The sequence below is a fragment of the Marinobacter sp. M-5 genome, assembly GCF_032911545.1.
GTDB lineage: Bacteria > Pseudomonadota > Gammaproteobacteria > Pseudomonadales > Oleiphilaceae > Marinobacter > Marinobacter goseongensis.
In genome coordinates this window covers 1,396,512-1,416,053 of record NZ_JAWJEK010000001.1, presented here as the reverse complement: position 1 = coordinate 1,416,053, position 19,542 = coordinate 1,396,512, and the positions used below count along the sequence as shown (strand labels likewise).

Annotated in this window: 15 protein-coding genes; all 15 read right to left on the bottom strand. The window is 57.7% G+C overall.

Features of this window, described 5'->3' with window-relative positions:
• Nucleotide 1 precedes the first annotated feature (1 nt).
• The 15 genes from R0125_RS06540 to R0125_RS06470 all read right to left on the bottom strand — a co-directional run bounded on the left by R0125_RS06540 (nucleotide 2) and on the right by R0125_RS06470 (nucleotide 19,214).
• Complete coding sequence (locus R0125_RS06540) at nucleotides 2-901, bottom strand: polysaccharide biosynthesis protein (RefSeq protein ID WP_317237584.1); 900 nt, start codon at nucleotides 899-901, stop codon at nucleotides 2-4.
• Nucleotides 898-2,430 (bottom strand): XrtA system polysaccharide chain length determinant, encoded by a 1,533-nt coding sequence (locus R0125_RS06535; protein WP_317237583.1) that lies wholly within the window; start codon nucleotides 2,428-2,430, stop codon nucleotides 898-900. The genes R0125_RS06540 and R0125_RS06535 overlap by 4 nt, the downstream gene beginning before the upstream one ends.
• A gap of 46 nt (nucleotides 2,431-2,476) precedes the next feature.
• Complete coding sequence (locus R0125_RS06530; RefSeq protein WP_317237582.1) at nucleotides 2,477-3,004, bottom strand: XrtA/PEP-CTERM system exopolysaccharide export protein; 528 nt, start codon at nucleotides 3,002-3,004, stop codon at nucleotides 2,477-2,479.
• Between the two features lie 174 nt (nucleotides 3,005-3,178).
• Nucleotides 3,179-4,591 (bottom strand): TIGR03013 family XrtA/PEP-CTERM system glycosyltransferase, encoded by a 1,413-nt coding sequence (locus R0125_RS06525; protein WP_317237581.1) that lies wholly within the window; start codon nucleotides 4,589-4,591, stop codon nucleotides 3,179-3,181.
• A 178-nt stretch (nucleotides 4,592-4,769) separates the two neighbouring features.
• Nucleotides 4,770-5,453, bottom strand: coding sequence for a PEP-CTERM sorting domain-containing protein (locus tag R0125_RS06520; protein WP_317237580.1), 684 nt, complete (start codon nucleotides 5,451-5,453; stop codon nucleotides 4,770-4,772).
• Nucleotides 5,454-5,575: 122 nt separating this feature from the next.
• Nucleotides 5,576-6,754 carry a 2-methylaconitate cis-trans isomerase PrpF gene (prpF, locus tag R0125_RS06515; RefSeq protein WP_317237579.1) on the bottom strand — a complete coding sequence of 393 codons (1,179 nt, stop codon included), beginning with the start codon at nucleotides 6,752-6,754 and terminating at the stop codon, nucleotides 5,576-5,578.
• Nucleotides 6,751-9,363, bottom strand: coding sequence for a Fe/S-dependent 2-methylisocitrate dehydratase AcnD (gene acnD / locus R0125_RS06510; RefSeq protein WP_317237578.1), 2,613 nt, complete (start codon nucleotides 9,361-9,363; stop codon nucleotides 6,751-6,753). The genes prpF and acnD overlap by 4 nt, the downstream gene beginning before the upstream one ends.
• Before the next feature lie 11 nt (nucleotides 9,364-9,374).
• A complete protein-coding gene (prpC, locus tag R0125_RS06505; protein WP_317237577.1) occupies nucleotides 9,375-10,502 on the bottom strand; it encodes a 2-methylcitrate synthase in 1,128 nt (375 codons plus the stop codon).
• 120 nt (nucleotides 10,503-10,622) lie between these two features.
• Nucleotides 10,623-11,510: a methylisocitrate lyase gene (gene prpB / locus R0125_RS06500; RefSeq protein WP_317237576.1), complete on the bottom strand. Its 888-nt coding sequence runs from the start codon at nucleotides 11,508-11,510 to the stop codon at nucleotides 10,623-10,625.
• A gap of 71 nt (nucleotides 11,511-11,581) precedes the next feature.
• Nucleotides 11,582-12,262: a GntR family transcriptional regulator gene (locus R0125_RS06495; RefSeq protein WP_317237575.1), complete on the bottom strand. Its 681-nt coding sequence runs from the start codon at nucleotides 12,260-12,262 to the stop codon at nucleotides 11,582-11,584.
• 137 nt (nucleotides 12,263-12,399) lie between these two features.
• Nucleotides 12,400-13,986 (bottom strand): glucan biosynthesis protein, encoded by a 1,587-nt coding sequence (locus tag R0125_RS06490; protein WP_317237574.1) that lies wholly within the window; start codon nucleotides 13,984-13,986, stop codon nucleotides 12,400-12,402.
• Nucleotides 13,986-16,112 carry a glucans biosynthesis glucosyltransferase MdoH gene (gene mdoH / locus R0125_RS06485; protein ID WP_317237573.1) on the bottom strand — a complete coding sequence of 709 codons (2,127 nt, stop codon included), beginning with the start codon at nucleotides 16,110-16,112 and terminating at the stop codon, nucleotides 13,986-13,988. Before mdoH ends, R0125_RS06490 begins: the two co-directional genes overlap by 1 nt.
• Nucleotides 16,105-16,371, bottom strand: a complete 267-nt coding sequence (locus R0125_RS06480) for a hypothetical protein (RefSeq protein ID WP_317237572.1) — start codon at nucleotides 16,369-16,371, stop codon at nucleotides 16,105-16,107. The genes mdoH and R0125_RS06480 overlap by 8 nt, the downstream gene beginning before the upstream one ends.
• Nucleotides 16,368-17,921 carry a glucan biosynthesis protein G gene (locus tag R0125_RS06475; protein WP_317237571.1) on the bottom strand — a complete coding sequence of 518 codons (1,554 nt, stop codon included), beginning with the start codon at nucleotides 17,919-17,921 and terminating at the stop codon, nucleotides 16,368-16,370. Before R0125_RS06475 ends, R0125_RS06480 begins: the two co-directional genes overlap by 4 nt.
• Nucleotides 17,922-18,038: 117 nt before the next feature.
• Entirely contained in the window at nucleotides 18,039-19,214 is a 1,176-nt protein-coding gene (locus R0125_RS06470) for a ShlB/FhaC/HecB family hemolysin secretion/activation protein (protein ID WP_317237569.1), read from the bottom strand.
• Nucleotides 19,215-19,542: the final 328 nt, after the last annotated feature.

The following is a 19,542-nucleotide window of genomic DNA, read 5'->3' as shown; positions in this document are numbered from 1 at the left end:
ATTACCCATTGATCACTGCCCCCACGAACTTTTCTGAGCTGAAAGCAGACGCAGCCTGCTCAATCACTCCGGGTGTGGTTTGCCCATGGGGCACCACCAACATGGCGTAGTCACAGAGCTCCGAAAGAATGCGTGCATCCGGGGACTCTGTCACCGCAGCCGTATCCAGCACGATAAACCGGTCGGGGTATCGACGTCTGACGGCCTGAAGAAACTGCTTCATCCGAAACGACGTGAAGAACTCTGATGGCGTCTCGCGGCGACTGCCCGCCGGAATCAGACGGAGCCTCGGAATTCCTGTGGGGTAAAGAATGCGTGCAATGTCGTAATCGGGATCATCCAGAAAATCCGTCAAGCCTGTCTCCGGCATGATATCGAGCGTCGTGTGCAGTGATGGATCACGCAGATTGCAGTCAATCACCAGGGCTGTTTTTGCCTGATCAAATGCGAACGCCGCGGCCAGGTTCAACGCGACAAACGAGGTGCCAGCGCCGGGGGAGGCTCCGCTCACTACGATCGTGAAATTGTTCCCGCCTGCGACCTCCAGGAGTTTGGTCCTGAGATCCCGGAACCGGTTCACCATCTGTCGGTTACGGGACTCAGGGTAGATGATCCGCCGTTCATCCATATCATCCGCTGTCAGTCGTCGCGGTTCCTGCATCCGTACGATCTGTTTGCTGATGACATAGCGGTCCACGGCCCCCGGGCCCAACTCCAGGGAGCTGGGCACCAGCATTCTGGAATCCTCCCACTCCGAGTAAGGCACGCCATCTTTACTCAGTTCATTGTTTTTCTTAAGCCAGTAACTTTCGTCACCCTGTTCCGCCTCATTGCTGCGGGCGGTTAACTGGTCATCAACGCTGCCCTGAGGCTTTTCCGCTTTGTTATTTTGCTCAGTCATCCGATCACCCCCATGATGGCCGCAACCACCAGTGCCAGATACGTGACAACTGCAACCACAGCGCAAAGACCGACTACAGAGGTAACTCGCCTGTCACGGCGTTGTTCAAATGGCGTTTTAACGTGTGGCAGCTCAACCAGTACCGGAAAATCGAACTCTTCCTCCAGCTGCTCCCTTGCCCGGATTCGCGGATCCACCTGGAGCAACCCCGCCGCCAAACCGAAAGGCGCGAGCGCTCCGAGTAACAGGCCCGCAGCCGCGAACACCGGGAAACCAGGGCCGGAGGCGCTAAGCGGGTACTGGGCGTTTTCATTGATCCGATAGCTCAGGCCCTGGCCTTCCACGTCAAGGTGCATCGATACCCGCGCCCGCTCACGACGTTTCAGCAGATCGTCATATATCTGCTTGTTGACTTCCATGTCTCGCGTCAAATCCGAGTACTCGGCTTTATTGTCCTGAATCCGCTCCATCCGCCTTGTCTGCTCGGCCAGTAATTGCGAGAACGAATTGATGCGGGTGTTGATTGTCTGAATATTCGCTCTCGTTCGCGACAATTCAGATTGGAGTTCCTGGTATACGGGATTGGAAACCTCCTCTCCCTCGGCCAGTCGAACCGGTTCATCGCCCTGATTTGCAATCGCCCGCTCTCTCTGCCTTCTCAATTCCTGAATCTGCTCACGCAGAATCACGATATCCGGATAGGTATCGTGGTAACGAAGGCGAAGATTATCCAACTGCTCTTGCAGTGAATTGATTCTCGATTGATAAGCATCTGCCGAACGGCCTTGTACGATCATTGGATTGACGCGATTCAGCTCGCTCTCAAGGGATCGCTCACGAGTCTGAAGTTCGGACCTTTCCAGTTCTGCCAGTTCCAGCTGACTTCTCAGGTTTGCCATCCGGTTGTTGGCTTCAGATTCGGTGCCGTCGACGTTCTCCGAAAGAAAGTCCTTGAGACGCGCCTCAACTTCCGCCAGCTGGTTTTCATATCCCTTGACCTGGTTGTTGATAAAGTCGTAGGCGCTGCGGCTTTCCGAACGTTTTCGCTGATTGGTTTCTTCGATAAATAGCTGGCCCATGCGCTGCGCCACGTGGAAGGCACGGGCCGGAGACTCTGCACTGAACCCGATAGAAAAATAACTCTCCCCGCGGGGCGCAACGGAAAGGTTGCTGCGCAGATAATAGATGCGCCCTTCTAGCCGGGCGGGTTCCACCGTGCCAGCGCCTTCGCCAAAGATCTTCTCGTCCTTCGCAATTTTTTCAATTACGCTCCGACTCCAGAGCAGCTCTTTCGCGGAGGACGCCCGTTTGTTGATCTCCGTGGTAACAGCACTCCCCTCCATCAGGGGTTGGATGATGTTCTGGTCATCAATGAAAATGATGGTTTCTGACTCGTATTTGTAGGGCCAGACAAACCCCGCAGCAAGAACGCCAAAACTCACAACGACGAACAGCAAAAACGCAAACCACTTTCTCGCGCGGACTTCCCTGAGTATCTCGGCAGGCAGATCTGATAAGGGCAGTGCCATGGCGCTCTCCCACTAGACTTGATCGGTGAATCGTATCGACGAAGGATCAGAAACTTCTTTCCGGGACGCTCAAGATGTCACCGGGTCGGATCGCGTAGTTTGTGCGCACATCGCCATCATTCAGGATGTCTTCGAGACGAATCGGAATGGCGACGACATCACCGTCAATTTTCCGATACAGCATGGCGTTGTTGAGCGAAGCGAAGGGCGTGGCCCCCCCTGCGCCGAGGACCACGTCGAGCACAGTCATACCGGCACGATGGGGCACCGACATAGGCTGTTGCACTGCGCCGGTTACCCGAACCCGGTCGTTGTACTCGTGGCTGCCCATAGACGTCACTACGACGCTGACATTGGGTTCCCGGATGTATCTGGCCAGCTGTTCCTCGATATCGTTGGCCAAATCCGTCGGCGTTCGCCCACTGGCCTGCACGTCGCCGATCAGCGGAACAGAAATCATTCCATCGGGACGAACCGGAACACTGACGCTCAGATCCTCATTTCTCCATACGGAAACCTGAACCACATCGGTGGCGCCCAGCACATACCGATCGACACTGGTGGACGTGTTCATGCTCAACGCACGCCGGACATCTTCGTCAGATGAGGGGCCACCGGCACAGCCAGCAATAAGTGCTAACGAGGCAAACAGCAGAGTGAGCCCTGGGAGGGTGTACATCCTTGACATTGTGAAACCTCTCTACAAGTCCATGCTTCATTCCATGTTTCGGGAAAAGCCGCCCCGAAACTACCTTGATCCTTTTTTAAACAATACCACTTCGACTGTTTGAATTATAATCAACAAATCCAGCAACAAACTCTGATTCTTGATGTAATAAAGGTCATAACGAAGTTTCTCGCGAGTGTCTTCTTCGTTGTCGGCGTAGGCGAAGCAGAGTTGCGCCCAGCCAGTCAAACCGGGCTTTACCCTGTGGCGCTCACTGTAGAAGGGAATTTTGGCGGATAACTGTTCTACAAACACCGGTCTTTCCGGACGCGGGCCAACAAACGCCATGGTTCCGTTGAGAACGTTGAATATCTGCGGCAGTTCATCGATTCGAACCTTGCGGATGAAGTCGCCAACCCTCGTCACGCGGCTATCATTCTGTTGGGCCCAGACTGCGCCATTCTTCTCTGCATCGGTGACCATTGAGCGGAATTTGTGGACGCTGAAGATACGACCGTTGAGCCCTACCCGCTCCTGACTGTAAAAGACCGGAGCCTTGAGACCGTCCTCGATCTTGATCGCAATGACCGTCAGCACCATTAAAGGCAGGCCCACCAGAAGCAGAATGCCCGCTGCAACGATATCCAGAAGGCGTTTTCCGTAACCGGAAACCGAAGACACCGTAAACCCGTCAGAGAACACCAGCCAGCCACGAGTCACCATCTCAAGGGCTACTTTTCTCGATTCCCGCTCATAAAAGCTGGCGCCATCGACAATGCGCACGCCTTCCATCTTGCATTCCAGAAGGTCTTCCATGGGCAGTCCCTTGCGCCGGTCATCAACTGCGACCACGATTTCCCGCACGGGATGACGCAGTATGTGGCGATGAAGACTGGCAAGCCGGAGTAACAGAGATTCGTCGCGTATCTGGACCGGCTCATCCGGAAGCGGCACAAAACCGGTGATAATGAACCCTTTTCGGTTAAACGGCGTTTTCAGGTCTTCCAGCAGTTGCCGGGCTTTGGCACCGGCGCCAAGCACCAGCACCTTGCGCTTGAACGCATCCTTTCCGGCAATGCCGAAGAAAATCCAACGGGAGATTCCCAACAGGAAAAGCCCGAATACCGACGCCGACGTCAGGATGTCGCTGAACCCCAGATACCAAAGCCATTCATTGCCAAGCAGAAAAATAAACGCAGACGCCGGCACGCCAATGATCAGGGAAAAGATGGTCCGCAACATCATGCCGGACATGCCCTCTTCCAGACGCGACTGATGAACGCCCAGGGCAATCATCACCACAAGGTTCGCCATACCGAACGCGATGGCTGAGGGAAGCAGATACTGGATGTTATCGAGAAAGAAGGAAACTTCGCCAAAATGCCGGAAAAAAACGGCGACACAGAAGCTGAAGGCCAACACAACCAAGTCGATAAGGCCCAGTATCACGAAAGGAACGTGAATGTAGTGCCGGAACAATCTGACGTGGGCCACGCCAACTCCTTTTGTTGCTCACTGTAAAAGCGCCTGCGCATCCGATGCGACAGAACTGACAATGAACAAAGTTTACTGCATTTTTACAATACTGCAACGAACTGTTAACGACTTTGACAATTTGCTACGTAAAGTTTGTTGACACCCCGGAACCATATCTAATCCCGGGGTGACATGGTCAGGCTGACTTGCTTCTGCGCGTCATACCGAAGCCCAGCAGACCGAGCCCAAACAGGGCCAGCGTGCCCGGTTCAGGAACAGCCTTGACGTCCGAAATGCCCACAATCAGATCGTTATAGTCGAAGTCGCCATCGATCAGGTCTTCAAAGCCCACGATCAGGGAACTTCCGTAAAAAGCAGTATTCTGGCTCGCTGTTACGTCGAAGATACGTGTCATATCCACGCCGCCGTTAAGACCGGCGTCAGAGTAAAAAACGTTGTCGCCACGCTGAAGATAAAAGCCGAAAGAGGCACCGATGTTTGCCCTACCGTATAAGGTCTCCGCGGTGCCGGCACCCAGATCAAACTCTACCTGGCGACCACCGGACGCATCGCCGCCGGAAAACACCTGCAGCATCTGACTGGCATCCTGTGCGTCATAGATGCCGAAGCTGTTGACGTTGGCAAACCCGGCAAATTCGAAAAGCAGGAAGGCACCCGCTGAATCCTGGGTACCATCGGTGTCGTGAAGGGTGGCGAAGATTGCGCCGTTATCGTAGAAATCGCCCTCTCCGAGTGTGTCGTTGAATACCGGATTGCCGGAATCGGTTTTCAGATCGAACACACTCATTGGCGCGGCATGCGCCATGGAGAAGGTTCCAGCCAGCAATCCTGCGACCAGAAGGTTTGGAGTCATTTTCATGTTACTGCTCCTGTGTAACTTGACTTTATGATCGTACAAGCGACAGGTAGCAAACAGTTTGCCAACTATTTTTGTTCTTATTTAACAATTAGTTATTTGTCTTCATTTATGAATGTGTAAATTTAGTCGACAAGCCCGGGCACGCGCACCCACCCCTCCATCAGAATTCGTGCACTGCGGCTCATGATAGCTTTGGTGGCTGTCCACTCACCATCCAGCTCTTGCGCTTCCGCGCCGACCCGCAGAGTTCCAGACGGGTGGCCGAACGTCACCTGGGTGCGGTTTCCGCCTCCGGCTGCCTGATTCACCAACGTTCCCGGAACCGCCGAGGCGGTTGCTATAGCAACGGCTGCGGTCCCCATCATGGCGTGGTGCAGTTTACCCATGGACAAGGCCCTGACCAGAACGTCCACGTCTCCCACGCCGATGGATTTGCCACTGGAGGACAGATAATCCGAGGGCCTGGCTACAAACGCCACTTTCGGCGTGTGTTGGCGGTTGGCCGCTTCCTCTGTGCTCTTGATCAACCCCATCCGCACCGCACCGTGTGCGCGAATGGATTCGAATTTCGCCAGAGCGTCAGCATCGGAATTGATGTCTTCCTGCAGTTCGGTGCCTTTGTAGCCGATATCCTCGGCGTTAACGAAGATAGTCGGAATACCGGCATTGATCATGGTCGCTTTCAGTGTGCCCACGCCCGGCACCTCCAGATCGTCCACCAGGTTACCGGTGGGGAACATGGAGCCTTCACCATCGGCGGGATCCATGAACTCAACCTGAACCTCCGCCGCCGGAAAGGTCACACCGTCAAGTTCGAAATCACCGGTTTCCTGAACCTCTCCATCTGTTATCGGCACATGGGCGACAATGGTCTTGCGAATATTGGCCTGCCAGATCCGGACCGTGCAGATGCCGTTTTGCGGAATTCGGTCTTTGGCCACGAAACCGCCGTTGATGGCAAACGCACCGACGGCCGCCGTCAGGTTGCCACAGTTGCCGCTCCAGTCGACAAAGGGCTTGTCGATAGACACCTGACCGAACAGGTAGTCCACATCGTGATCCGGTTGGGTCGGCGCCGCCAGAATGACCGTTTTACTGGTGCTGGAGGTCGCCCCTCCCATGCCGTCAATCTGCTTCTGGTAGGGATCCGGGCTGCCGATGACTCGCAGCAGGAACTTGTCCCGGGGCTCGCCCGGGACCTGCGCCTCGTCTGGCAGATCCTGCAACCGGAAGAAAACCCCCTTGCTGGTGCCGCCACGCATATAGGTGGCGGGCACGCGGATTTGTGCGGGATGGGTCATGCTGCACCTTCCGATTGCAGGAAGTCCTCAGCAAAACGCTGCAGCACACCGCCGGCACTGTAGATGGACACTTCCTCGGCGGTATCCAGGCGACAGATCACGGGTACCTGCTCGGTACTGCCGTTCTTGCGATGGATCACCAGAGTCAGTTCGGCGCGGGGCGCCGGAGTGCCCTCGACATCGTAGGTTTCGGTGCCATCGAGGGCCAGAGTCTGGCGGGTGGTCCCTTCCTCGAACTGCAGCGGCATCACCCCCATACCGATCAGGTTGGTGCGGTGAATCCGCTCGAAGCCCTCAGCGACAATGGCCTCCACACCGGCCAGCGCAACACCTTTGGCTGCCCAGTCACGGGATGAGCCCTGACCGTAGTCCGCACCGGCGATAATGATCAGCGGTTGCTTGCGCTCCATGTAGGTTTCGATGGCTTCCCACATGCGGGTCACCTTGCCCTCTGGCTCAATCCGGGCCAGTGAGCCCTGCTTCACATTGCCCTCGTCATCCCGCACCATTTCGTTGAACAGTTTAGGGTTGGCGAAAGTAGCACGCTGGGCGGTCAGGTGGTCACCCCGGTGGGTGGCGTAGGAGTTAAAGTCCACCTCGGGCACACCCATCTTGTGCAGGTACTCGCCCGCCGCGCTGTTCATCATGATCGCGTTGGACGGCGACAGGTGGTCGGTGGTGATGTTGTCCGGCAGAATCGCCAGCGGGCGCATGCCTTTCAGGGTTTTTTCACCCACCATGCCACCTTCCCAGTAGGGCGGGCGGCGAATGTAGGTGCTCTGCGGCCGCCAGTCGTATAATGGGTTGGTGTTGGTCTGGGCATCCCGGGTGACATCAAACATCGGAATGTAGGTACTGCGGAACTGTTCCGGTTTGACGCTGGCTTTCACGATCGCATCGATTTCCGCATCGTCGGGCCAGATGTCTTTCAGGGTGACCGGGTTGCCATCCTTGTCGTGACCCAGAACATCCTTCTCGATATCAAAACGAATCGTGCCGGCAATCGCGTAGGCAACAACGAGGGGCGGTGACGCCAGGAACGCCTGCTTGGCGTAGGGGTGAATCCGGCCATCGAAGTTACGGTTTCCGGACAGCACGGCGGTGGCGTAGAGATCCCGGTCGATAATTTCCTTCTCGATCACCGGATCCAGCGCACCGCTCATGCCGTTACAGGTGGTGCAGGCAAACGCCACGACGCCGAAGCCCAGCTGTTCCAGCTCGGACATCAGTTGGGCTTCTTCAAGATACATTTTTACGGTTTTCGAGCCCGGCGCCAGAGAGGTTTTCACCCAGGGCTTGCGGGTCAGACCCAGCTTGTTGGCGTTGCGGGCAATCAGACCGGCTGCCACCATATTGCGGGGGTTACTGGTGTTGGTACAGCTGGTGATGGCGGCAATGATGCATGCGCCATCCGGCATCTTGCCCTCTTCCTGCTCCCAGGCACCGGCAATGCCGCGCTCAGCCAGTTCCGACGTCGGCAAATGCGCGTGGGGGTTCGACGGACCCGCGAGGGTGCGATGAACGCTGGAGAGGTCAAACTTCAGTATCCGCTCGTATTCCGCGCTCCTCATGCCGTCTGACCACAACCCCGCCTCCTTGGCGTAGGTTTCCACCAGCGCGACCTGGTCGTCTTCACGGCCGGTCAGCTTCAGGTAATCGATGGTCTGACCGTCGATGTAGAACATCGCCGCCGTCGCACCGTACTCCGGTGTCATATTGGAGATGGTGGCACGATCGCCCACGGTCAGGCTGTCAGCACCCTCGCCGTAGAACTCGAGATAGGCCCCAACCACCTTTTCCTTGCGCAGGAATTCGGTAATGGCCAGAACCATGTCGGTGCCGGTGATGCCCGGTTGCAGTTTTCCGGTGAGCTCAACGCCCACGATGTCGGGCAGGCGCATCATCGACGCACGGCCAAGCATCACGCTCTCGGCTTCAAGGCCACCCACGCCCACAGAGATAACACCCAGGGCATCGACCATCGGAGTGTGGCTGTCCGTGCCCACACAGGTGTCCGGAAACGCTACCCGCTTGCCTTCGCCATCGGGCCGGTTCTGAACCACCGGGGACATCTTCTCCAGATTGATCTGGTGCATGATGCCGTTGCCCGGCGGGATCACATCCACATTCTTGAAGGCCGTTTTGGTCCAGTTGATAAAATGGAAACGGTCGTCATTGCGGCGATCCTCGATGGCGCGGTTTTTCTCGAACGCATCCGGATCAAAGCCCGGGGCCTCGACGGCCAGCGAGTGATCGACGATCAGCTGCGTGGGCACCACCGGGTTGACCTTGGCAGGATCACCGCCTTTCTCGGCAATGGCATCACGCAGGCCGGCAAGGTCCACCAACGCGGTCTGACCCAGAATATCGTGGCAGACCACACGGGCGGGATACCATGGAAAATCCAGATCCCGCTTACGCTCAATCAGCTGTTTAAGGGAATCCGTCAGCGCCTCGGGGGCACAGCGGCGAACCAGCTGCTCTGCCAGAATCTTGGACGTGTACGGAAGCTTGTCATAGGCGCCGGGCTGGATGTCTTCCACTGCCTGGCGCGTATCGAAGTAGTCCAGGTCAGTGCCCGGAAGTGCCTTACGGTAATCGGTATTCATTATGTACTCCCTCAGCGCTTGTCAATCGGCAACCATTCCGCGTGTTCCGGGCCGGTGTAATCGGCACTCGGGCGAATAATGCGATTGTTCTCACGCTGTTCTTTAACGTGGGCGGTCCAACCGGATACCCGCGACATCACAAAGATCGGGGTAAACAGCTCCGTCGGGATGCCCATGAAATGGTAGGCAGAGGCGTGGAAGAAATCGGCGTTACAGAACAACTTCTTCTCGCGCCACATCACCGCTTCGCAGCGCTCGGATACCGGATAAAGCACAGTGTCTCCCACTTCGTCCGCCAGTTTCTTGGACCAGTGCTTGATGATGGCGTTCCGCGGATCCGATTCCTTATAGATCGCGTGACCAAAGCCCATGATTTTTTCCTTGCGTTCCAGCATACCCATCAGGCCCGCTTCCGCTTCATCTGCCGTCTGGAAACGCTGGATCAGTGCCATAGCGGCCTCGTTGGCACCCCCATGCAGCGGGCCCCGCAGGGAGCCTATCGCGCCTGTCACACAGCTGTGGATATCCGACAGCGTGGATGCACAGACCCGAGCGGTGAACGTGGAGGCGTTGAACTCGTGCTCGGCGTAAAGAATCAGCGACACGTTCATCACCCGCTCATGCAGTTCACTGGGCTTCTTGCCGTGCAGCAGCTCCAGGAAGTGACCGCCGATGGAGTCCACATCACTCTCGGTTTCCAGGCGAACACCCTCATGGGCAAAGCGGTACCAGTAGGTGATGATGGACGGGAACACCGCCAGCATGCGATCGATCTTGTCGTCCTGCTCGCTGAAATCCTGCTCGGTTTCCAGGTTGCCCAGCATGGAACAACCGGTGCGCATGACATCCATCGGGTGCGCGTCTTTGGGAATCTGCTCAAGCACGGTTTTCAGCGCTGCAGGCAAGCCGCGCAGGCTCTGAAGCTTTTTCTTGTAGGCGTCGAGCTCCTGACGGTTCGGCAACTTGCCGCGCAATAACAGATACGCCACTTCCTCGAACTGGGCATTTTCCGCCAGCTCGGCAATGTCATAGCCACGATACGTCAGGCCAGCGCCGGATTTGCCCACGGTGCACAGTGCGGTTACACCCGCTACCTGGCCGCGAAGACCTGCACCACTCAGTTGTTTTGCTTCAGCCATTGGTCTTTCTCCCCTCATCTTGTTTCGGTTGTCGGATGACGCCTGCGGCCAATCCGACCTGCTTGTCCGGTCTGTTACTTCGCAGCCTGGATCAGGCGCAGCCTTAATCCAACCAACGGTTTAATCCTTTTTCTGCTGGAACAGCTGGTCCAGCTTCTGTTCGAAATCGTGGTAGTTCAGGAAATCGTAGAGCTCCATGCGGGTCTGCATGAGATCAACGACGTCTTTCTGGTCGCCTTTCTCCAGAATGTTCTCGTACACCATCAGTGCCGCCTTGTTCATCGCGCGGAAGGCGCTCAATGGGTACAGCACCATGTCAGCACCCGCGTCCGCCAGCTCTTTGCGGTTATACAGCGGTGTTGCGCCGAATTCGGTGATGTTGGCAAGAATCGGCACATCCAGCGCATCGGCAAACGCCTGATAGTGCTCCAGCTCGGTCACCGCCTCGGCGAAGATGCCATCGGCGCCGGCCGCTACGCAGGCTCTGGCGCGCTCAATCGCCGCTTCCAGGCCTTCTTTCTGGAACGCATCGGTGCGGGCCATGATGAAAAAGTCGTCGTCTTCACGAGCGTCCACAGCGGCTTTAATACGGTCAACCATTTCCTCCTGGGAAACGATTTCCTTGTTCGGTCGGTGGCCACAGCGTTTCTGTGCCACCTGGTCTTCGATATGAACGGCAGCCGCACCCGCCTGCTCCATCTGCTGAATAGTGCGGGCGATGTTGAAAGCACCACCCCAACCGGTATCAATATCCACCAGCAATGGCACATCGGTGGCGGCGGTAATACGGCGGACGTCTTCAACCACGTCGTTCAGTGAGGTCATCCCGAGGTCTGGCAGACCATAGGAGGCGTTTGCGACGCCACCGCCAGACAGATAAATGGCCTGGTGCCCTACCCGCTCGGCCATCATGGCTGAATAGGCGTTGATGGTACCGACAATCTGTAATGGCGCGTTGTCTTTCAGGGCCTTGCGGAAGCGGGCGCCCGGGCTGAGTTTTCTGGACATGGTGTTGGGCCTCTCTGTCTGTTGGAATATTCATTGCCGGATGTCGCGTGGTGCAAATCCAGCCTACGGAATCAGATGGTCAAGCCGCCCTCGGCGATCTTTCGCTCAATATTACGGCGGGCGGCATTAATGTGGCGCTTCATCAGGAACTCGGCCAGTTCACCGTCCCGTTGCGCGATCGCTTCTACAATGCGACGGTGCTCACCCAGTGCCATGTGCGGCCGGCCAGAGGCCGTGCTGAGCCGGTAACGATACATTCGGACCATATAGTAAAGATCACCAAGCAGCATTTGCGCGAGTTTGGCGTTGCGGCTTCCAGTGGCAATGCGGTGATGAAAATCGTAATCCCCTTCGGCCTGATAGTAGGCCTGCCCGTGAGCCTGTTCGATGATGGCTTCGTGTGCGTCGAGGGTGGTATGGAGAGCGGTGATTTCATCGTCGGTCATGCGTTCTGCGGCCTGGCGTGCTGCCAGTCCTTCCATCACCTCACGGATGCGGTACAACTCCATGAGTTCGTCGGTGCTGACTGACACCACTTTGACACCGGCGTGAGGCCTGCGAACCAGCAAGCCACGGGACTCAAGCCGACCGAGGGCTTCACGCAGAGGGCCGCGAGTCAGGCTGAAGCGGGAACAGAGTTCCACCTCACCAATTTTCTCACCGGGTGCGAGATCCCCTTTCACGATCGCTGTTTGCAGACAATCGAAAGCCTCATCGGCACGGGTATAGGTTTGAATTACGGCTTCAGGCATTTTTTGTCAACAATTATGACTTTAATTGCCGGAAATCTACGCCTGACCGATCTTTTTGTCAACAATCCATTCGAGGCCGCACCACTGATTGTCAACACCAGATAGCGTTTCAACGCGTGCTCGCACTCAATGCGGAACTAGAAAAGCTCTCGCTCCTCTTCCGGAGGCGGCGTGTATTGGTAGAGCCAGGTCTCTGTCAGCACTTGGTCTCCCAGCTTCAGTTGCAAACGCAGATCGATGGGCTCCAACGAGTCATCCGGCACCAGATCAAACATTGCCCGGTACCCACTGCCAGAGGCGAGGGGCCGCGCAGAAGAAATCTCGGTCCTGCCACGGTTGGCGGTGATCACCGGTTCGACCTCTGCATCCGCGGAAAGCATGGCCAGCGCCCCGCCTGCGAAGTCCACTGCAAATCGCCAGGAAAAATACTGCCTTTTCTGGCCCACCACGCCTCCAAGCCCGGTTCGTGTGGCCCTGACGGTTGCAAGTTCCGTTGGCCGGTTGGGTGGCTCCGCCCCCCAGGTCAGGGTGTAGGCGTACAGATATTCCTGACCGGGCTCCAATGGCTTTTCCGGCTTCCAGAAGGCGACGATGTTATCGAACGTTTCATCCAGGGTGGGGATTTCCACCAGCAGCACACTGCCAACGCCCCAAGGGCCCTCAGGCTCGACCCAGGCACTGGGTCTCAGATCATAGAACACACCGTCGTCCTGATAATGGGCAAACTCCCGATCTCGCTGCAGTAAACCGAAACCTCCGGGGTTATTGTCGACAAAGCTGTTGACCCGGACAAAGCGCGGATTAACCAACGGCCGCCAGAGCCATTCGCCCTGCCCGTTCAGCACCGCCAGGCCGTCCGAATCATGGATTTCCGGGCGCCAGTCGTAGGCCATACGACGATCATTTTCGCCGGTCTGATACATGCTGGTGAGCGGCGCAATACCCACCCTTTCCATGGGTCTGCGGGGATACAGTGCGACATCCACCCTCATTACCATGTTGCGCCCGGGATTCATCGTAAACGCATAGGCTCCGGTTGTGCTCGGAGAATCCAGAAGGGCATACACCACCAGTTGATCGCTGCCGTCGGCTGGCTTTTCAAGCCAGAACGCCGTGAATTCTGGAAACTCCTCCGCCCCTTCAAGCCCGGTATTGATCGCCAGCCCACGGGCTGAAAGCCCGTACTGTCGGTCAGAACCCACAGCGCGGAAATAGCTGGCACCCAGAAAAGCGGCCAGATCGCGTTTATCATCGGTATGGAAGTGCACGCGAAAGCCCGCGTAACCCAGGTCATTCGGCAAGCGACCCAGCGGCTGCTCGCCCTCATAACGGAAATATTCCGGCTGATAGGGCAACTCCCGGGCGCGTCCGTTGCGGACCTCGTGAATGCGCACCGGCGACTCGAAATACAGCCCCAGATGGAACAACTGAACGCGAAAGGCGCTGTCCTCGCCATGCCAGAGCGCCTTTTCCGGGCGGAAACGAATGGCTTGGTAGTCATCCCAGGACAGCGATGCCAAAGCACGGGGTAAATCCCCTTTCGCCGACTGCCAGCCTTCTCTGGCACGGGCGCGGGCGTGTCCCTTGAGCCAGCTGTAACTGAATGGCTGAGTGTCTCCGGCCTCATCCGCCTTAACCGAACGGTTCAGCATCAGGGCGGAGAGTGGCAAAGCGTAGGCCCCCGCAACGGTTGCCAGCGCCTTGATCAGATCCCGTCTGTTCATCATACGCTCCTCGGTTTTCTGCGGCGGCTTAACCGCGCTATACGCTCTCCCCAGAAACTGTCTGTCGGCGCCTGCCAGGCGAGGTGGTGCAGCTCGGCGACCGAGGTCCGGTCCCGAAACAACTGGCTCAATTCGGCGCGCGACAGGGCAGCTGGCCCCTCGCTGGCGCACCGTGCGACCAGTGGCTCAAGCAATTCCGCCCGCTTCCTGAGACGATCATTGCGCGCCAGCGCCTGGTGAAGACGATTCAGCTTCGGTCGCACCACGGCAGCCTCGACGGCGGTAAGCGCCGGAGGAGCATCAGGCTCACTCCGGGCCTGGCGGGCATCATCCAGAACCCGCACCGGGGCAAGTTCTTCCGGGATCAGCAGTAAACCCGTTCTGCGCTGCGCTCGGCCGGCACCGACTCGACTCAGCAAAACCGATGTGGGCGCCGCCATAACCAATGGAATGGCCACCGGCAGAGACCACAGAAAGAACATCGGGTCCAGGCTCCAGGCATAGGCTGACCAGCCCGCGCCAACCATCATGCCGGGAAACTGGGTCACGAAGGCCTCCCGCCAGGTGGTTTCCTGTGTACGATTCTGGCCCGCCCAGGTCAGGGAAATATTCAACAAGGCGCCCAGTACGTAACGGCTATGGGCCATCATCCGCACCGGTGCCAGCAGCACGGACACCAGAATCTCCGCAAGCACGCTGATAATCAGGCGCAGGAAACCGCCAAACTGCCGGGCTGTGCCATGGATAATGGCATCGGCAACGGCCAGAAACTTTGGAAAAAACAACAGCGAAAGCGTACTCAGCGCCAGGCCCAGAGCCCACTCCGGACGCCACTCCGGCCAGAGCGGAAACAATCCCTGATGCCCCTCCGGAAAGTAGTCGATACTGGCCACCGTCATCTGCACCGCCTCCACCGTGGTCAGAATCAGGAACGCCAGCCACAACGGTGAAGCCATGTAGGCCATGACACCATTCAATAGCGCCATCCGGTGGGCCAGGCGCAGCCGGCGACCGAAGAGCAGAATCCAGAGGTGCTGAAGGTTGCCCCTGGACCAGCGATTGTCGCGGGCAAGCTCATCGGACAGGGTTGGCGGAGACTCCTCGAAACTGTCACCGAGCCCCGGTTCCAGCCAGACCTCATAGCCGGCCCGGCCCATGTAGGCCGCCTCCACAAAATCGTGGCTCATGATGGGACCGCGAAACAGCCCGAGCCCCCGCAGCTTGCGCAGCCCGCAATGAGCCATGAACGGTTTTATGCGAATGATGGCGTTGTGGCCCCAGAATGCAGCGTCGCCCATCTGGATAGCGGCAAGCCCGGCCGCAAACAGGTTGGAATAGAGGCGATTTGAAAACTGCTGCACCCGGGCAAACAGGGATTCGGCGTTGATCACGGTGGGGGCCGTCTGCAGGATACCAACGTTAGGCTCTCGCTCCATTAGACGCACCATACGCGTAATGGTGGCTGCGCTGAGCAGGCTGTCGGCATCCAGAACCACCATGTAGCGATAGCGCCGGCCCCAACGCCTGAGAAAATCCGCCACATTCCCGCTTTTGAAATTCAGATTGACCCGCCGGCGACGATAGAAAAGCCGCCCCTCGGCGCCCAGCTCCTGACACAGCCGATGCCAGGTAGCCTGCTCCTCCAGCCAGACATTCGGATCGCGGCTGTCTGAGAGTATGTGAAAGTCAAAATGATCGAGTTGACCGGAGCGCGCCAGGTCCTGGTACACCGCTTTCAGACCGTTGAGTGTCCAGTGCACCGGCTCATGGTAGACCGGCATGATGATGGCGGTTCTGGCCAGGGGTGTGGATTCCAGCTCGTTCTCACCATGCCGCTTGAGCAGGCTGTAGCGATCACCGCCGGCCAGCCTCATCACAAAACCGAGGATAGCGGTCCAGAAACCGACCGCAATCCAGGTATAGAGCAGCGCAAACACCACCAACAGCGCCAGCTCCACCAGCGTGCCGCCGTGGTATGGCAGTATCCAGAGCAGAAAATAGCTGGCCATAAGCGTTTGCCCGACCACCAACACTGTCAGCAGCAGGCGCCTGAGTGTCGCGACGCCTCGCCAGCTACCGAAGTGCCGCCGAGACCGAATATCCTCTGAGCCTGCCGGGTCAGTCATAACCGATGTGTCCCCGCGCCAGTGGAGGATTGGCAGCCGGAATGGAATCGGCCGGGCGCTGGAAATGTTCGTAAATCCGACCAACACAGCGGGCCGGAAGGTCTGGCCCGGCGCTCTCAGCCAACACGGATTCCACCAGGCATAGCGCTTGTCGGCAAGTGTCAGCTGTGAGCGCGACACCATCGTCTGCCAGATAGGCCAACACCTGCTCCAGCGCCTGCTGACACAGAATCTCCGGCGCCGCGACACCGCCGCTCATGACCCGGGTCTTCCATTTCTGACAGCCTCCGACAGCGAATAGGTCCACACTTCTGTCAGTGGCTTCTCATCCAGCAGCAACTGGCCACGAAATACCGGGTTATCACCAGTGCCCGGTCGCACCAGCATCGACAGGCGCCAGCTTTTGTCTGCCTCCACGTACTCAACAAAGTGCTCGATTATTTCGGCATCGTCACTGTTGCTGCCCTTGCTAACGCTGCTGGTGACAGCAGCGTCCGGCCTCAGCGTATCCAGAGGCCCGTGCGCAAAATCCACGATGATCCGGTAGGCATTCTCAACGGCCCCACCACCGGTGCGGTTACCATCGCCCACAAAGGTTTTCACCGCGCGCCCGGTGTCCTGGCCGGCCACGGCCGGTCCACCAAAGCTGAGGGTGTAGGCCAGCGTGTGCTGGTCGCCTGCCGTCGTACTTCCGCCCGGTTTCCAGAACGCAACGATGTTGTCGTTGGTTTCGGAGTCGGTGGGTATCTCAACCAGAACCACCTCGCCTTCCGCCCACCCGTTGCGCGGTGCGACCCAGGCGCTGGGGCGCTGATCGTAGCGAGCCTCGGCGTCCTCAAAGTCGCTGAAAATCGTATCCCGCTGAATAAGCCCGAAGCCACCCAGGCGGTCAACCTGCAAATAGGTGAGAATAAGATGGGACGGGTTCACCAGAGGGCGCCACAACCACTCGTCTACGCCCTGGTCGTGAATCAGCAGGCCATCGGAATCATGAACCTGGGGCCGCCATTCTCCGGCAGGCCGCCCGGTATTTTCGCCGTAATAGAACATGGACGTGAGCGGTGCCAGGCCCGGCTGCTCTACCGCTTCACGAAAAAACAGCTCGGCAGTGACATCGATGCGGGTGGTTGAGCCCGGGTGGATATCAAACTGGTAGGCGCCAGCAACGCTGGGGCCATTCAACAGCCCATACACCCGCATACGCTTGCTTCCGCCTCCGGGTCGCTCCAGCCAGAAGTCCACAAACGACGGCACCTCCTCCCCGGAGGGCAGACCCGTATCCAGTGCGATTCCCCTGGCGGAAAGCCCGAACCGATGGTCAGCACCGACACCACGGAAATAACTGGCTCCGGCAAAGACCAGAAACTGGTTCTGCTCGGATTCTCCGGTGAGGGGAAACGTCAGCTTGAACCCTGCATGGCCAAGATCCGCAGGCACACGCTTTGCCATCTCGGCGGTGGGGTAGTTGTAAGACGCCTTGTTGAACGGCACCGGCTGAACGCCGTTGTCGTCAATCTGATGGATTTGCACAGTGTGGGTATAAACGTTGCCGGGAGGGACCATCATTACCTGAAAAAGTGACCCACCTCCACGCCAGAGACTGTCCTCCGGGTTGAACCGGATCGACTGATAGTCGGGATAATCCAGATCTCGCAGAAATTCCGGCGCTTCAGGTGGCGGTGCGTAATCGCCAGCAGCCAGTGCCTTCGCCTTTTCGACGACCTGAGAGAATTCGAACGCCTGAGCCGGTGTGGCTGATAACAGGCACAGCAGTAGCAGCAACGGAAGTAATCTTGAGCCCGACTCCATGGCGTTCTGCTCCCATTAATGATCCCCTGATCACTAATGTAGCATCTGCAGCCAACGGATTCTCAAGTGACAACTTGGTAAGGCTTGGACGGTGAAAGGCTGGGCACCCTGGTTGGGTCAGATGCCCATGGACAGCGAAAAGCGCACGTCCGGGTGATCCGGCATGGTCATCACCGTGGTGGAGGCCCGGATCATCCGCCCCACGCTGACGTTGGCGGTGAAGGCCCTGCCCTGCATCTTCAGCGACACCTGTCCCGCGCTGGCGATGCCGTGGCGGTCCGCCTGGACGGCCGAATACGGAACCCAGCCCTGCAGCAAAGAAACGTTCAGACTCGACAGCACACCGTCCGTGAAAGGCATGTGCCAGAGCGGGCTGACGGTATCAAAGCGAAGCCAGCCACCACGGACCGCCGCCACCGATTGACCATTGAACCCGGTGAGCATGGAAGGGCCGGCTACGGTCAGGTATTCCGATACCGGCAAATCTTCATTGGCAAACTGATACCGGCCATTGACCCGCCACGTCCATTGGTACAATGCCTGCTCGACAGACGCGGACATGGCCACTTTATAGAACTGCCCGGCGTCCGAGGTGTTGTGATCCAGTGGGTAATCGGTTGCGGAGCGTTCACGGCCGCTGAGTGCGTGGATGCGGGTGCTGGCAAACAGACCGCCAGGCAATTCGTGGCCACCCCTGGCTTCAAGTCCCAGTGAGGACAACTCGTAACGGGATTCAGACACCCGTTCGTCTTCCTCGAATGACACATGATTACGCCCGCGGTGCCTGACAAGACCATCAAAGTCCATACCGAACTGTGAAAACAATGAGCGGCTGGCGCCGAAACCCAGCACACGGGATTCTCCCCCGGCGTTAAAGCGTTGCGAACCGCTGCTGACCGCATGGTCGTAACGGGAACTGCCCGCCTCAACCTCCAACTGACTTGAACCGGCCGGAAACTGATAGCGGATGGAGGCGGCACTGGAATCGGTATCATCCTTGTAGGACCGGGAATCGCGGAATTTGAAACCGATCGCATCCCGCTGACCGATCAGGCTGTCTGCCGACAGGCCCAGTGCACCATCACGGCCGTCGCTGCTCAAGTCCGTTTTTCCAGAGAATTTCAATCGTGATCGCAGCCAGTGCTCCCGCTCCTCACGGTATGCGTCCACACCAACCCTGGACGGGTCGGTGTCAGGCTGCCAACCATTACGCGACCAGGTGCCACCGTCGGCGGCCTGGATGGGCTGAATGACTGCGCACCACAACAGTGCGATTAACAAGTGAAATTTCAATTTACACAGTCCTGCCATGGAACGGCGGCTACAGCGCTAACGAAATGCCGGCGAATCTGAATTATTTTTCATGGGGGAATGTATGGCATCACGGCGTAGAAATCCACCGGCCGTTGCCAAAATTTACAAACAGAATATGACGCAAATACAGTCAGTTACAATGTTATTTAAAAGTTTTTTCTATAGAAATCAAGCGCCAGCACTGGAATCTGCAGAGTTCCCTGTTTTACCAATCTCTACATTTCCGAACCCGAGCCTCCATTTAGGCCAACAACTTGGTTACACTTGGCACACTTCGTGACTGACCTTTCACATCAAGCCGAGCATC